Here is a 12,844-nt window from a genome sequence, read left to right as displayed (position 1 = left end):
CCATGGCTGACAAGACCACCCCCCGTCTCAAGACGAAGTACACCGAGGAGGTGCGCCCCGCCCTGCTCAAGGAGTTCCACCACGACAACGTGATGGAGGTCGGGCGCGTCGTCAAGGTCGTCGTCAACATGGGTGTGGGCGAGGCCGCCCACGACTCCAAGATGATCGAGGGCGCCGTGCGCGACCTCGCCGCCATCACGGGTCAGAAGCCCCAGGTCACCCGGGCCCGCAAGTCCATCGCGCAGTTCAAGCTGCGTGAGGGCATGCCGATCGGCGCGCACTCCACGCTGCGCGGTGACCGCATGTGGGAGTTCCTGGACCGCCTGGTGTCGATCTCCCTGCCCCGCATCCGCGACTTCCGCGGGCTCAGCCCCAAGCAGTTCGACGGGAACGGCAACTACACCTTCGGTCTGACCGAGCAGGCCGTCTTCCACGAGATCGACCAGGACCAGATCGACCGCGTCCGCGGCATGGACATCACCGTGGTGACCACGGCCAAGACCGACGAGGAGGCCCGCTCGCTGCTCAAGCAGCTCGGCTTCCCCTTCAAGGAGAAGTGACATGGCGAAGACCGCTCTGATTGAGAAGGCGAACCGCAAGCCCAAGTTCGGTGTCCGTGCCTACACGCGCTGCCAGCGCTGCGGCCGCCCGCACTCGGTGTACCGCAAGTTCGGCCTGTGCCGTATCTGCCTGCGTGAGATGGCCCTTCGCGGCGAGCTCCCGGGCGTGAGCAAGTCCAGCTGGTAAGAACTTACGTCGCAGGTCCGGTAAGGAAACCACGACGAGGAAGGGCCAAGGCCCACTCATGACAATGACAGACCCCATCGCAGACATGCTGACCCGTCTGCGCAACGCAAACAGCGCCTACCACGACACCGTGTCGATGCCGTCGAGCAAGCTCAAGGTGAACATCGCTGAGATGCTCAAGTCCGAGGGCTACATCGCCGGCTACGAGGTCACGGACGCGGAGGTCGGCAAGACGCTCACGCTGAGCCTCAAGTACGGAGCCAACCGCCAGCGGGCCATCCAGGGCCTGCGCCGGATCTCCAAGCCCGGCCTGCGCGTCTACGCCAAGTCCACCAACCTGCCCAAGGTCCTCGGCGGCCTGGGAGTGGCGATCCTGTCCACCTCCTCCGGCCTCCTGACCGACAGGCAGGCCGAGTCGCGAGGCGTGGGCGGCGAAGTCCTCGCCTACGTCTGGTAAGAGAAGGAACGGAGGAAAACCATGTCTCGTATCGGACGGCTCCCCGTTCCGGTTCCCGCCGGAGTGGACGTCACCATCGAAGGCCAGGACGTGACGGTCAAGGGCCCCAAGGGCACCCTGTCCCGCACGATCAGCGAGCCCCTGAGCGTCACTCGCCAGGAGGACGGCTCCATCCTGGTCACGAGTCCCGACGACGAGCGCCGCTCGCGCTCGCTGCACGGACTGTCGCGCACCCTTATCAACAACATGGTGGTCGGCGTCACCGAGGGCTACTCCAAGCAGCTCGAGATCGTCGGCACCGGTTACCGCGTTGCGGCCAAGGGCCAGGGCATCGAGCTCTCCCTCGGCTTCTCCCACACCGTGACCGTCGAGCCCCCCGAGGGCATCACCTTCACGGTCGACGGCAACCTGAAGATCACCGTCTCCGGTATCTCCAAGGAGCAGGTCGGCGAGGTCGCGGCGAACATTCGCAAGATCCGCCCGCCGGAGCCCTACAAGGGCAAGGGCGTGCGCTACGCCGGCGAGAACGTGCGCCGCAAGGTCGGAAAGGCTGGTAAGTGACCATGGCTTACTCGATCAAGAGGGGCAAGGGCAACCCCCGCGCCATCGCCCGCAAGATCCGCCACCAGCGCGTGCGCAAGCACATCTCCGGCACCCCCGAGCGTCCCCGCCTGGTGGTCACCCGGTCCAACCGCCACATGGTGGCCCAGGTCGTCGACGACACCATCGGCCACACCCTGTGCGCCGCCTCCACCCTGGAGGAGGCCGCCAAGGGCGTCGAGGGCCACAAGGTGGGCGCCGCCCACAAGGTCGGCGAGCTCATCGCCGAGCGTGCCAAGGCGCTGGGCATTGAGGCAGTCGTGTTCGACCGCGGCGGCAACAAGTACCACGGCCGTGTCGCGGCCGTCGCCGAGGGCGCCCGCGAGGGCGGCCTGAAGCTGTGAGCACTAAGACGACGAGAAAGCAGAGGAACATCTGATGGCTGCACCGCAGCGAGACAGGTCCGCGTCGTCCGACGGCTCGGCCCAGCGCGAGAACGACGAGCGCCGGGGCGAGGGCCGCGGCCGCCGCGACCGCAACAACGACCGCCGCGACCGTGGTCGCGGCAACGACGACAAGTACATCGAGCGCGTCGTCGCCATTAACCGCGTGTCCAAGGTCGTCAAGGGCGGCCGCCGCTTCACCTTCACGGCCCTCGTGGTCGTCGGTGACGGTGAGGGCACCGTCGGCGTGGGCTACGGCAAGGCGAAGGAAGTTCCCGCCGCCATCGCCAAGGCCGTCGAGATCGCGAAGAAGAACTTCTTCCACGTCCCGATGATCCGCCGCACCATCCCGCACCTGGTCCAGGGCGAGGACTCCGCCGGAGTCGTCCTCCTGCGCCCGGCCTCCCCCGGTACCGGTGTTATCGCCGGTGGTCCGGTGCGCGCCGTGCTGGACTGCGCCGGTGTCCACGACATCCTGTCCAAGTCGCTGGGCTCCTCCAACGCGATCAACATCGTGCACGCCACGGTGGACGCCCTCAAGCAGCTTGAGCAGCCCGAGGTCGTCGCGGCCCGCCGAGGCCTGCCCCTGGAGGACGTCGCCCCGCAGTCCATGCTGCGGGCCCGTGCCGAGGGCGAGGCCGACAAGCGCGCCCAGGCCGAGAAGCAGGAGGCCGAGAAGGCCGCTGAAGGAGTGGGTGCGTGATGGCTGAGTCCGCATCGAAGCAGATGACCAAGCAGCTCAAGGTCACTCAGATTCGCTCTGGCATCGGGGGCACCCACCGCCAGCGCGAGTCCCTCAAGACCCTGGGCCTGCGCAAGATCCGCCAGTCCGTCGTGCGCGAGGACACCCCCAGCGTGCGCGGCCTGATTGCCACGGTGCACCACCTGGTCACCGTTGAGGAGGTCTGAGATGGCTGACACCGAGAACACGCAGGAGGAGAAGGTGCGCGTCGTCAAGCTGCACCACCTGCGTCCCGCCCCCGGCGCCAAGAAGGCCAAGACCCGCGTGGGTCGTGGTGAGGCGTCCAAGGGCAAGACCGCCGGTCGCGGTACCAAGGGCACCAAGGCGCGTTACCAGGTCCGTCCTGGTTTCGAGGGTGGCCAGATGCCGCTGCACATGCGGCTCCCCAAGCTGCGCGGCTTCCGCAACCCCAACCGTGTCGAGTACCAGCCCGTGAACGTCGGCCGCATCGCCGAGCTGTTCCCCGAGGGCGGCACGGTGACCGTGGAGGACCTCGTCGCCAAGGGCGCGGTTCGCAAGAACCAGCTCGTCAAGGTTCTCGGCGGCGGCGACGTCACCGTGGCCCTGACGCTCACGGCCGACGCCTGGTCCGGCTCCGCCAAGGAGAAGATCGAGGCCGCCGGCGGCACCATCGCCGCACGCTGAACGCCCGGTCTCTCGGCGGGGGAGTGAGCTCCGCAAAGAAACCGCGCTGATGAGCAGCCACGGACCCCGGCTGTCCAGGGAGACCTGGGCCGCCGGGGTCCGTCGTGCTCCGACGTCGAGCATCCCGGCCCGCCGACCGGTGGACAGTGACCGGTGGCACCGGCTGACGGCGAGGTGCGCTGGATCACCCGACGACGCATAGCCGGGACGAGACGTGACAAAACCCGCACCTCATCGGCGTTGCAAGGCCGTCTCAGCGCCCAGGTCGAGACCTCGGCGGGGTAGTCTGGACCGGGCGCAGCTCCCCTGCGCTCCGCCTTGCTGCGTGCAAGACCGAACCCAACCCCGAGTCCACAGGAGATCGAGTGCTCAGCGCGTTCACCCAGGCGTTCAGAACGCCAGACCTCAGGGCGAAGCTGCTCTTTACCCTCGGCATCATGGCCCTGTTCCGGCTCGGGTCGATCCTGCCGGCCCCAGGCGTCAATCTGGCCAACGTCAAGACCTGTATCGGTCAGACCCAGGACCAGGGCCTGCTCAGCCTCGTCAACGTCTTCTCCGGTGGTGCGCTGCTGCAGCTGAGCGTCTTCGCTCTGGGCATCATGCCCTACATCACCGCCTCCATCATCATCCAGCTCCTGCGGGTGGTCATCCCCCGTTTCGAGGAGCTCCACAAGGAGGGGCAGGCGGGTACCGCCAAGCTCACCGAGTACACCCGATACCTCACCATCGGACTGGGGCTGCTCCAGTCCAGCACCATCGTGGCCACCGCCAACAGCGGGCGTCTCTTCCCCGGCTGCACCGCCGAGATCATCCCCGGTGGCTCGGTCATCACCATGCTGCTCATGATCATCACCATGACCGCCGGCACCGGCCTCATCATGTGGCTGGGCGAGCTCATCACCGAGCGCGGCATCGGCAACGGCATGTCGCTGCTGATCTTCACCTCCATCGTGGCCCAGTTCCCCTCCAACATGTTCTCCATCGCCGGCGGCAACAACGGTGCGGCCAAGTTCCTCATCGTCGTGGGCGTCGTCCTGGTGGCCACCCTCGCCGTCGTCTACATCGAGCAGGCCCAGCGGCGCATCCCCGTGCAGTACGCCAAGCGGATGATCGGGCGCCGTCAGTACGGCGGCTCGACCACCTACATCCCGGTCAAGATCAACACCGCCGGCGTCATCCCCGTCATCTTCGCCTCCTCGATCCTGGCCATGCCCCAGCTCATCGCCGGCTTCGGCACCCCCACGAGCAAGTGGGTGCAGTGGATCATGACCCACCTGCAGCAGACCCACCCGATCTACCTGACCGCCTACGGCATCCTCATCCTGTTCTTCGCCTTCTTCTACACGGCCATCACCTTCGACGCCGAGGAGATCGCGGACAACATGAAGCGCTACGGCGGATTCATACCGGGCATCCGCGCCGGTGAGCCCACCGTGCGCTACCTGTCCTACGTCATCAACCGCATCACGGCGGCGGGCTCCATCTACCTGGTGGTCCTCGCCCTCATCCCGACGCTTGCCGTGATCTGGCTGGACCTGTCCCAGCACCTGCCCTTCGGCGGAACCACCATCCTCATCATGGTGGGCGTGGGTCTCCAGACGGTCAAGGAAGTCAACTCCCAGCTGCAGCAGCGCCACTACGAAGGGTTCCTGTCATGAGCGCACGCATGGTTCTTCTCGGTCCCCCCGGAGCGGGCAAGGGCACCCAGGCCGCTCGGATCGCCGAGCGCCTCGGCATCCCGGCCATCTCCACCGGAGACATCTTCCGCGCCAACGTCGCCGGCGCCACCGAGCTCGGCACCCGGGCCAAGGCCTACATGGACAAGGGCGAGTACGTGCCCGACTCCATCACCAACGCCATGGTCGCCGACCGCATCGCCCAGGCCGACTGCAGGGCCGGCTTCCTCCTGGACGGCTACCCGCGCACCACCGCGCAGGTCGGCGAGCTCGACTCCATGCTGAAGGACTCGGACCTGGCCCTTGACGTCGTCGTCGAGATCACCGCCGACGCCGAGGCCGTCATCGCCCGCCTGCTCAAGCGGGCCGGCGAGCAGGGGCGCGCCGACGACACCGAGCCCGTCATCCGCCGTCGCCTCGAGGTCTACGCCGAGTCCACCGCGCCACTGGCCGGCATCTACGCCGAGCGCGGCCTGCTCGTCCAGGTCGACGGCATGGGCGAGATCGACGCCGTCACCGGCCGCATCATGGAGGCCCTCGCCGCCCGCGGCATCACCGGCTCCTGAGACCCGGCCCCACCGGCGGGTCGTCTGCTCACGCGGACGGCCCGCCTCCGTGTGCTCCGGCCCGTCCCGGCGCCCCTCGGAACGCTCCTGACAGACTCCCACCGCCCACGCGACCACAGGAGGCAGCGTGCTCTCACGCGAGCAGATCCAGATCAAGACCCCCCAGCAGGTCCGCCTCATGCGCAGGGCCGGGCTCGTCGTCGCCGACATCCACGCCGCCCTGCGCGAGGCGGTGCGCGCCGGGATCACCACCGCCGAGCTCGACGCCGTCTCGGCCGGCGTCATCGAGGCCACCGGCGCGCACTCGAACTTCCTGGGCTACTACGACTACCCGGCCACCGTGTGCATCTCCGTCAACGACGAGGTGGTCCACGGCATCCCCGGTGAGAGGGTCCTCGCCGACGGCGACCTCGTCACCTTCGACTGCGGCGCCTACATCCTCGACGACGACGGCACCCAGTGGCACGGCGACGCCGCCTTCACCACCGTCGTCGGCGGTACCTACCGCAGCCAGACCGACCGGCTCGTGGACACCACCACCCGCGAGGCCCTGTGGGCGGCCATCGCCGCCGTCGCCCGCGCAGCCGCGGGGGAGGGGAGCGGGCGCGAGCTGCGCCTCAACGCCGTCGGCGACGCCGTCGAGGCCGTGGTGGCAGCGGCCGCCGAGCGCGAGGGCCACGAGCTGGGGATCCTCCAGGAGTACGTCGGCCATGGCATCGGCACGAGCATGCACATGCCCCCCGACGTCCTCAACTACTCGATCAAGCGGCGCGGACCGCGCCTGCGCCCCGGCATGGTGCTGGCCATCGAGCCCATGCTCACCGCCGGCAGCCCGGCCACTCGTGAGCTCGATGACGGCTGGACCGTCGTCACCCAGGACGGCTCCCACGCCGCCCAGTGGGAGCACACCGTGGCCGTCGTCCCCGGTGGCGTGTGGGTCCTCACCGCGCCCGACGGCGGCGCCGAGGGCCTGGCCCCCTACGGCATCGAGCCCAAGCCGCTGAGCTGACCGGCGGCCAAGCGCCGGTGTGTCAGGAAACACCGCGCGATCAGGCCGCCTGGCATGGTGGAGCCCGGGCCGCCTGCCGTAAAGTTATCCGCTGGACGCGCGTCCGTCGATGACGCATGCCCTCATCCCGCAAGCGAGGCCCTGGTCATAGGGGCTCACCTGTGGTAGGGCCTGCAACGGCGACCGCGACTGCCCGGCGACGTCGTCGTCGGGGTGAACTCGAGCGAGAAAGCACCGATGGAGGAACATGGCTAAGAAGGACGGAGTCATCGAGGTCGAGGGATCGGTCGTCGAGGCCCTTCCGAACGCGATGTTCCGGGTGGAGCTGAGCAACGGGCACGTCGTGCTCGCGCACATCTCCGGAAAGATGCGGCAGCACTACATCCGCATCCTCCCCGAGGACCGGGTGGTCGTGGAGCTGAGCCCCTACGACCTGTCCCGCGGCCGAATCGTCTACCGGTACAAGTGACATGTCGGCTCCCGCAGCCGGCGGAGGAACATCATGAAGGTCAAGCCGAGCGTCAAGAAGATCTGTGACAGCTGCAAGGTGATTCGTCGCCACGGCCGCGTCATGGTCATCTGCGAGAACCCGCGGCACAAGCAGCGTCAGGGCTGAGACCCGGGCGCCGGGCCGCCCGCAGATCTGGACGGCCCTTTCCAGCACCCATCCCAGCGCACCCGCACCGCGGGTCCGCAACCCCCGGTTCTCGGAGGCCGGGGCCACCCAGCGAGGTGGAGGAGATGGGTGACGACCTCCGGGAGCACACAGGAGAACCACACCGTGGCACGCATTTCCGGTGTCGACCTGCCTCGCGAGAAGCGAGTCGAGATCGCACTCACCTACATCTTCGGGATCGGACGCACCCGCGCGGACGAGACCCTGAAGGCGACGGGCGTCAACCCCGACACCCGCGTCAAGGACCTCACCGAGGAGGAGCTGGTCAAGCTCCGCACCCACATCGACGGCAGCTACCAGGTTGAGGGTGACCTGCGTCGTGAGGTCCAGGCGGACATCCGCCGCAAGATCGAGATCGGCTGCTACCAGGGCCTGCGCCACCGCCGTCACCTGCCGGTGCACGGTCAGCGCACCAAGACCAACGCGCGCACCCGCAAGGGCCCCAAGCGCACCGTGGCCGGTAAGAAGAAGGCCAAGTAAGCAGCAGCTCGCGCCCCGCCCAGCGGAGAGCGCAGTGACGACCTCATCACGAAGAAGGAAGAATGCCTCCCAAGACCCGCGCCGCCGCGCGCAAGACGCGCCGCAAGGACCGCAAGAACGTTACCCACGGTCACGCCTACATCAAGTCCACCTTCAACAACACCATCGTCTCGCTGACGGACCCGCAGGGCGCCGTCATCGCCTGGTGCTCCTCCGGCCAGGTCGGCTTCAAGGGCTCGCGCAAGTCGACGCCCTACGCCGCCCAGCTCGCCGCCGAGGCCGCCGCCCGGCGCGCCCAGGAGCACGGCATGAAGAAGGTTGACGTCTTCGTCAAGGGTCCCGGCTCCGGCCGCGAGACCGCGATCCGCTCCCTCCAGGCCGCCGGCCTCGAGGTCGGCTCGATCACCGACGTCACCCCCCAGGCCTTCAACGGCTGCCGCCCGCCCAAGCGCCGCCGCGTCTGAGGCTTCACGGGACGACGGCGCAGCCGGTGCTGCGTCGTCGTCTCACCACGTCCCGCCCAACCGGCGGGGCTCGGAGCAGGACCGGCCCGGGCGGGTCGGCGGCTCCACCCATGAGGAACGGCGTCATATAGCGGGCGCCGCGACGAAAGGAAACCACGTGCTCATTGCACAGCGACCCACGCTCACCGAGGAGGTCGTGGTCGAGGACCGCCGCTCGCGCTTCGTGCTCGAGCCCCTCGAGCCCGGCTTCGGCTACACGCTCGGCAACTCCCTGCGCCGCACACTGCTGTCCTCCATCCCGGGGGCGGCCGTGACCAGCGTCCGCATCGACGGGGTGCCCCACGAGTTCCGCACGATCCCCGGGGTCAAGGAGGATGTCGCCCAGATCATCCTCAACATCAAGGAGATCGTCCTGTCCTCGGAGAACGACGAGCCGGTCGTCATGTACCTGCGCAAGTCCGGCCCGAGCGAGGTCACCGCCGGTGACATCACCCCGCCGGCCGGCGTCGAGATCCACAACCCCGAGCTGGTCATCGCCACCCTCAACGAGAAGGGCAAGCTGGAGATCGAGCTGACGGTCGAGCGCGGCCGCGGCTACGTCTCGGCCAACCAGAACAAGGACCCCAACGCGGAGATCTCCCGCATCCCGGTGGACTCGATCTACTCGCCGGTCAAGAAGGTCTCCTACTCCGTCGAGGCCACCCGTGTGGAGCAGCGCACCGACTTCGACCGTCTCATCGTCGACGTCGAGACCAAGGCCTCCATCACCCCGCGCGATGCCCTGGCCTCCGCCGGCAAGACGCTCGTGGAGCTCTTCGGCCTGGCCCGTGAGCTCAACGTCGAGGCCGAGGGCATCGAGGTCGGCCCCTCGCCGATCGACGAGGCCTTCCAGCAGGACCTCGCCCTCATGATCGACGAGCTCGACCTGCAGGCCCGTTCCTCCAACGCCCTCAAGCGCGAGGGCATCCACACCGTCGGTGAGCTCGTCTCGCGCAGCGAGGCCGACCTGCTCGACATCCGTAACTTCGGTGCCAAGTCCATCTCCGAGATCAAGGACAAGCTGGCCGAGCTGGGGCTCTCCCTCAAGGGCTCCCCGGTCGACTACGTCTCGGACGACGACTACGCCAACCCCACCTTCAGCGACGAGACCCAGGCCTGAGCCAGCTCGTTATTCACCTAGGAGACAACCATGCCTCGCCCCACTAAGGGTCCCCGCCTGGGCGGCAGCGCCCAGCACGAGCGCCACCTGCTCGCCAACCTGGCCACGCAGCTCATCGTCCACGAGTCGATCAAGACCACGGAGGCTCGCGCCCGCCGCCTGCGTCCCTACGTCGAGAAGCTCATCACCAAGGGCAAGCGCGGCGACCTGCACGCCCGCCGTACCGTGCTGAAGAAGGTGACGGACAAGTACGCCGTCTACCGCCTCTTCGAGGAGCTCGCCCCCCAGTTCGAGGGCCGCGAGGGCGGTTACACCCGCATCATCAAGACGACCCCCCGCAAGGGCGACAACGCCCCCATGGCCTTCATCTCCCTGGTGCTGGAGCCGGTGGCCCGCAAGGAGATCGTGGACGACGCGATCACCACCGCCAAGAAGGCTGCCGAGAAGGCCGTCGCCGCCGAGGACAAGGCTCCCAAGGCCGACGCCGACAAGGCTGAGGAGCAGGCTGAGAAGGCCGAGTACGCCGGCGCGGTTCGCCTCGAGGAGGGCGCCACGGACGCCCCCGACGACGACCACCTGGTCAAGGGCAACGAGGACTCCATGAAGTACCACGTCCCCGGCTCGCGCTGGTACGACGCCACGGTTGCCGAGGTCTGGTTCGCCAGCGCCGAGGACGCCGAGGCCGCGGGCTTCGCCCCCGCCGGCGGCGCCGCCGCCCAGAAGGTCGAGAAGTGAGCCCAGCCCACGGGCTGACGCGTTGAGCTGAAACGCTCAGCAGACTCCGGGGAGGGCCGGTCACCACGAGGTGGCCGGCCCTCCCCGTGTTTGTGAACAGACAGAGGCCGACGACGATAGAGGGCTAGGTTTCTACAGAATCCTCACCGCTGATACTGCGGAAAGCCTATGGTCCACTACAAGCAGCAGCGTTGCGGGCCACCTGAGCCGGTCGGCCCTGATCGGGGACGTACTTTACCCACGAGAACTGCGTTGTCCCGCAGACGACTGAGGTCTGCCCCCAGTCGTCTGCGGGAGAAGTACGTTCTGGACGGAGAACGCAGTTCCCGATCCGTTGGCTGGCCGCCCCACGCCGGCACGGCGGCACGTCCGGGCTGGCCAGGCCGGTGCGCTCCGGGTTGGCGTTCGCAGATGATGACTGCTGATGGCGTTGTCACCGACCGGGTCTCGTATCAGGGGAGTGTCCGCTAAGGGCCCGCTCCACTACTGCATGAGGTTGGGGTTCTACTGGCCAGGGGTTGTGACTACTGCACGAGCCCCCGCACCTCGTGGAGTACACCCGTTTCCCGGCCAGTGGCACCCGACCCTCGTGCAGTACCAGCGGCTGCCACATCAACGCCGCCGTCCCGCCATTCGTATCCGCATTACCGCCCGACACGACCTCTGAGAGGCCTCAGACGGAGCTCTTCCGTGCCATCTGCTCCGTCATGACCTCGAGCTCCCGGCGGACGCGGGCGGCGTCGGACTCCTGGCCGCTCCACTGGAGGACCGAGGCATAGGTGCCCAGGGTGTCGGCCAGGCCCTGGCTGAAGGTCTGCGGCTGTCTGCGGGTCAGGCTCCGGTAGAGGTCCGCGGCCTCCCGCGCAGTCTCCAGAGCCTCACCCCGGTGGCCGGCCTCGGCCAGGCGCTTGGCGAGCCGGTGCAGGCACGGGGCCAGCGCCGGGGCGTGCGTCGCAGGATCCCGCTCGGCCAGCTCCCGGCGGATCACCGCCGTCTCCCGGATCGCGGCCAGGGCAGCGGATCGGTGCCCGGTGTCGCCCAGGCACGTCGCGACGTTGTGCAGGCAGGCCGCCAGGTCCGGCTTGTAGGCGGCCGGGTCGATCTGCACCAGGCTGCGGTAGATGGTGACCGCCTCCTGGACGGCGGCCAGGGCCTCGTTCATGCGCCCGGCCCGGTTGAGGTTCAAGGTGAGGATGTTGAGAGCCCGGGCGAGGTCAGCGGTGTGGGATGCCGGATTGGCCCGCACCAGGCGTCGATAGATGTCGATGGACTCCCGAGCGGTCGTCAAGGACTCGTGCAGCTGGCTAGCCGTGTACAGGCCGACGGCGAGCGTGTACAGGGACTCGGCAAGCGCTGGGGTGTAGGTGGTGGGACTGCTCCTCACCTGGGTGCGCCGGATACTCACCACCTCGCGGGAGGCGGCCAGCGCACCGTCGAGACGGTCTGCGTCGCGTAGGCAGGCGGCGTGCGCCTTGAGAGCGTCGGCCAGATCGGGCAGGTGGGTGTCGGGGGCGCTGTGGGCCAGGGCCCTGCTGATGCTGACCGCCTCCTGAGTCGCGGCAAGCGCCTCATGATGCCGCCCCACGTCGCTCAGCCGCCGGGCCAGGGTCCCCAGGCAGCGGACGACCTCGGGGGTGTGGAGGGCGGGTGTGCGCCGAGCCAGTCCCCGGTAGAGCGCAGCGGCCTCCTCGGCCGCCTCCAGAGCCTCCTCATGGCATCCGACGGCGGCACCGCAGGCGGCCAGGACCTTCAGGGCCTCGGCGAGCTCACCGGTGCAGGAGCCCGGCTCGTCCTCATCGAGACGGCGGTAGAGGTCGACGGCCTCCCGGGCCTGATCGAGGGCCTCGTCGACGTAACCGACCGTTCGCAGGCGCGGAGCCAGGCTGCTCAGGGCCGCCGCCAGCCCGAGGACCTGACTGTCCGGATCGGTCTGGGCCAGACGTCGTCGGACGCTGACGGCCTGCTGGGCGATGACGAAGGCGTCGCTCGGCCGTCCGGACTCGCTCAGACGGCAGGCGAGCGTGGTCAGAGCCTGAGCCAGACCGGTGTCGTAGGTGGAGGGTGTGCCCCGGCTCAGGCTCCGGAAGAGGTCGACGGACTCCTGCGCGGTGGACAGGGCGTCGCGCAGCTCGCCGGCCGCGCTCAGGTCGACGGCGAGCCGGCGCAGCGACTCGGCCAGGCCGGGAGCGTGCGCGTCGTAGTCCTGCTGGGTCAGGCGCCGTCGGATCCGGGCCGTCTCGCGTGAGACACCCACCCCCTCGCGGATCCGGCGGGCCTGGCTCAGGCGCAGGGCCAGAACCGTCAGGCCCTCGGCGAGGTCGGCCAGGTAGCGCTCCGGGTCGACCCGGGCCAGGCCCCGGAGGATCTGGCCGGCCTCTCGTGCGGCATCCAGGGCCTCTCCCCGACGTCCCGAGCCGGCCAGGCGCTCACTGAGCTCCAGCAGCCGGGCGGCATGAGCGGCACCCTCGGGGCCGACATGGGGGGAGAGGGACACGTCTGAAAGCC

The 12,844-nt window shown here is 68.7% G+C and carries 19 protein-coding genes; 17 read left to right on the top strand and 2 right to left on the bottom strand.

Going from position 1 to position 12,844, the window contains the following annotated elements:
- Positions 1-2: 2 nt before the first annotated feature.
- The 15 genes from rplE to rpsK all read left to right on the top strand — a co-directional run bounded on the left by rplE (position 3) and on the right by rpsK (position 8,445).
- Positions 3-560, top strand: coding sequence for a 50S ribosomal protein L5 (gene rplE, locus HCR68_RS08565; RefSeq protein WP_126415192.1), 558 nt, complete (start codon positions 3-5; stop codon positions 558-560).
- 1 nt (position 561) lies between these two features.
- Complete coding sequence (locus HCR68_RS08560) at positions 562-747, top strand: type Z 30S ribosomal protein S14 (protein WP_003781856.1); 186 nt, start codon at positions 562-564, stop codon at positions 745-747.
- A gap of 58 nt (positions 748-805) precedes the next feature.
- On the top strand, positions 806-1,204 hold the full coding sequence (gene rpsH / locus HCR68_RS08555) for a 30S ribosomal protein S8 (RefSeq protein ID WP_126415193.1): 399 nt from the start codon (positions 806-808) through the stop codon (positions 1,202-1,204).
- A 21-nt stretch (positions 1,205-1,225) separates the two neighbouring features.
- Positions 1,226-1,765 carry a 50S ribosomal protein L6 gene (gene rplF, locus HCR68_RS08550; RefSeq protein WP_167148590.1) on the top strand — a complete coding sequence of 180 codons (540 nt, stop codon included), beginning with the start codon at positions 1,226-1,228 and terminating at the stop codon, positions 1,763-1,765.
- A gap of 2 nt (positions 1,766-1,767) precedes the next feature.
- On the top strand, positions 1,768-2,148 hold the full coding sequence (gene rplR / locus HCR68_RS08545; RefSeq protein ID WP_003789309.1) for a 50S ribosomal protein L18: 381 nt from the start codon (positions 1,768-1,770) through the stop codon (positions 2,146-2,148).
- Between the two features lie 34 nt (positions 2,149-2,182).
- Positions 2,183-2,890, top strand: coding sequence for a 30S ribosomal protein S5 (rpsE, locus tag HCR68_RS08540; RefSeq protein ID WP_167148588.1), 708 nt, complete (start codon positions 2,183-2,185; stop codon positions 2,888-2,890).
- Positions 2,890-3,096 (top strand): 50S ribosomal protein L30, encoded by a 207-nt coding sequence (rpmD, locus tag HCR68_RS08535; RefSeq protein ID WP_009403599.1) that lies wholly within the window; start codon positions 2,890-2,892, stop codon positions 3,094-3,096. Before rpsE ends, rpmD begins: the two co-directional genes overlap by 1 nt.
- 1 nt (position 3,097) lies before the next feature.
- A complete protein-coding gene (gene rplO, locus HCR68_RS08530; protein ID WP_167148586.1) occupies positions 3,098-3,574 on the top strand; it encodes a 50S ribosomal protein L15 in 477 nt (158 codons plus the stop codon).
- A gap of 365 nt (positions 3,575-3,939) precedes the next feature.
- A complete protein-coding gene (gene secY, locus HCR68_RS08525) occupies positions 3,940-5,232 on the top strand; it encodes a preprotein translocase subunit SecY (RefSeq protein WP_167148584.1) in 1,293 nt (430 codons plus the stop codon).
- Positions 5,229-5,816, top strand: a complete 588-nt coding sequence (locus tag HCR68_RS08520; RefSeq protein ID WP_208320542.1) for an adenylate kinase — start codon at positions 5,229-5,231, stop codon at positions 5,814-5,816. Before secY ends, HCR68_RS08520 begins: the two co-directional genes overlap by 4 nt.
- 127 nt (positions 5,817-5,943) lie before the next feature.
- A complete protein-coding gene (map, locus tag HCR68_RS08515) occupies positions 5,944-6,825 on the top strand; it encodes a type I methionyl aminopeptidase (RefSeq protein WP_167148582.1) in 882 nt (293 codons plus the stop codon).
- Between the two features lie 247 nt (positions 6,826-7,072).
- Positions 7,073-7,294 (top strand): translation initiation factor IF-1, encoded by a 222-nt coding sequence (infA, locus tag HCR68_RS08510; RefSeq protein ID WP_003781847.1) that lies wholly within the window; start codon positions 7,073-7,075, stop codon positions 7,292-7,294.
- Between the two features lie 33 nt (positions 7,295-7,327).
- Complete coding sequence (gene rpmJ, locus HCR68_RS08505) at positions 7,328-7,441, top strand: 50S ribosomal protein L36 (RefSeq protein WP_003781903.1); 114 nt, start codon at positions 7,328-7,330, stop codon at positions 7,439-7,441.
- Positions 7,442-7,606: 165 nt separating this feature from the next.
- Complete coding sequence (gene rpsM, locus HCR68_RS08500; protein ID WP_167148580.1) at positions 7,607-7,981, top strand: 30S ribosomal protein S13; 375 nt, start codon at positions 7,607-7,609, stop codon at positions 7,979-7,981.
- Positions 7,982-8,043: 62 nt separating this feature from the next.
- Entirely contained in the window at positions 8,044-8,445 is a 402-nt protein-coding gene (rpsK, locus tag HCR68_RS08495; RefSeq protein WP_003781888.1) for a 30S ribosomal protein S11, read from the top strand.
- A 4-nt stretch (positions 8,446-8,449) separates the two neighbouring features.
- On the opposite strand, the gene HCR68_RS08490 is transcribed toward rpsK, so the two are convergent.
- The gene (locus HCR68_RS08490) at positions 8,450-8,602 is read right to left on the bottom strand and encodes a hypothetical protein (protein WP_167148578.1); all 153 of its coding nucleotides are present in this window, start codon (positions 8,600-8,602) and stop codon (positions 8,450-8,452) included.
- Between HCR68_RS08490 and HCR68_RS08485 the strand changes: the two genes are divergently transcribed.
- Together HCR68_RS08485 and rplQ are read left to right on the top strand one after the other, a co-directional pair.
- Entirely contained in the window at positions 8,603-9,604 is a 1,002-nt protein-coding gene (locus HCR68_RS08485) for a DNA-directed RNA polymerase subunit alpha (RefSeq protein WP_108832445.1), read from the top strand.
- A 30-nt stretch (positions 9,605-9,634) separates the two neighbouring features.
- On the top strand, positions 9,635-10,339 hold the full coding sequence (gene rplQ / locus HCR68_RS08480) for a 50S ribosomal protein L17 (RefSeq protein ID WP_167148576.1): 705 nt from the start codon (positions 9,635-9,637) through the stop codon (positions 10,337-10,339).
- 673 nt (positions 10,340-11,012) lie between these two features.
- On the opposite strand, the gene HCR68_RS08475 is transcribed toward rplQ, so the two are convergent.
- A complete protein-coding gene (locus HCR68_RS08475) occupies positions 11,013-12,833 on the bottom strand; it encodes a tetratricopeptide repeat protein (protein WP_167148574.1) in 1,821 nt (606 codons plus the stop codon).
- Positions 12,834-12,844 lie beyond the last annotated feature (11 nt).

Origin of the sequence: Actinomyces sp. ZJ308 (assembly GCF_011752065.1) — a bacterium.
Taxonomy (GTDB): domain Bacteria; phylum Actinomycetota; class Actinomycetes; order Actinomycetales; family Actinomycetaceae; genus Actinomyces.
This window is presented reverse-complemented; position numbering and strand designations above follow the sequence as displayed.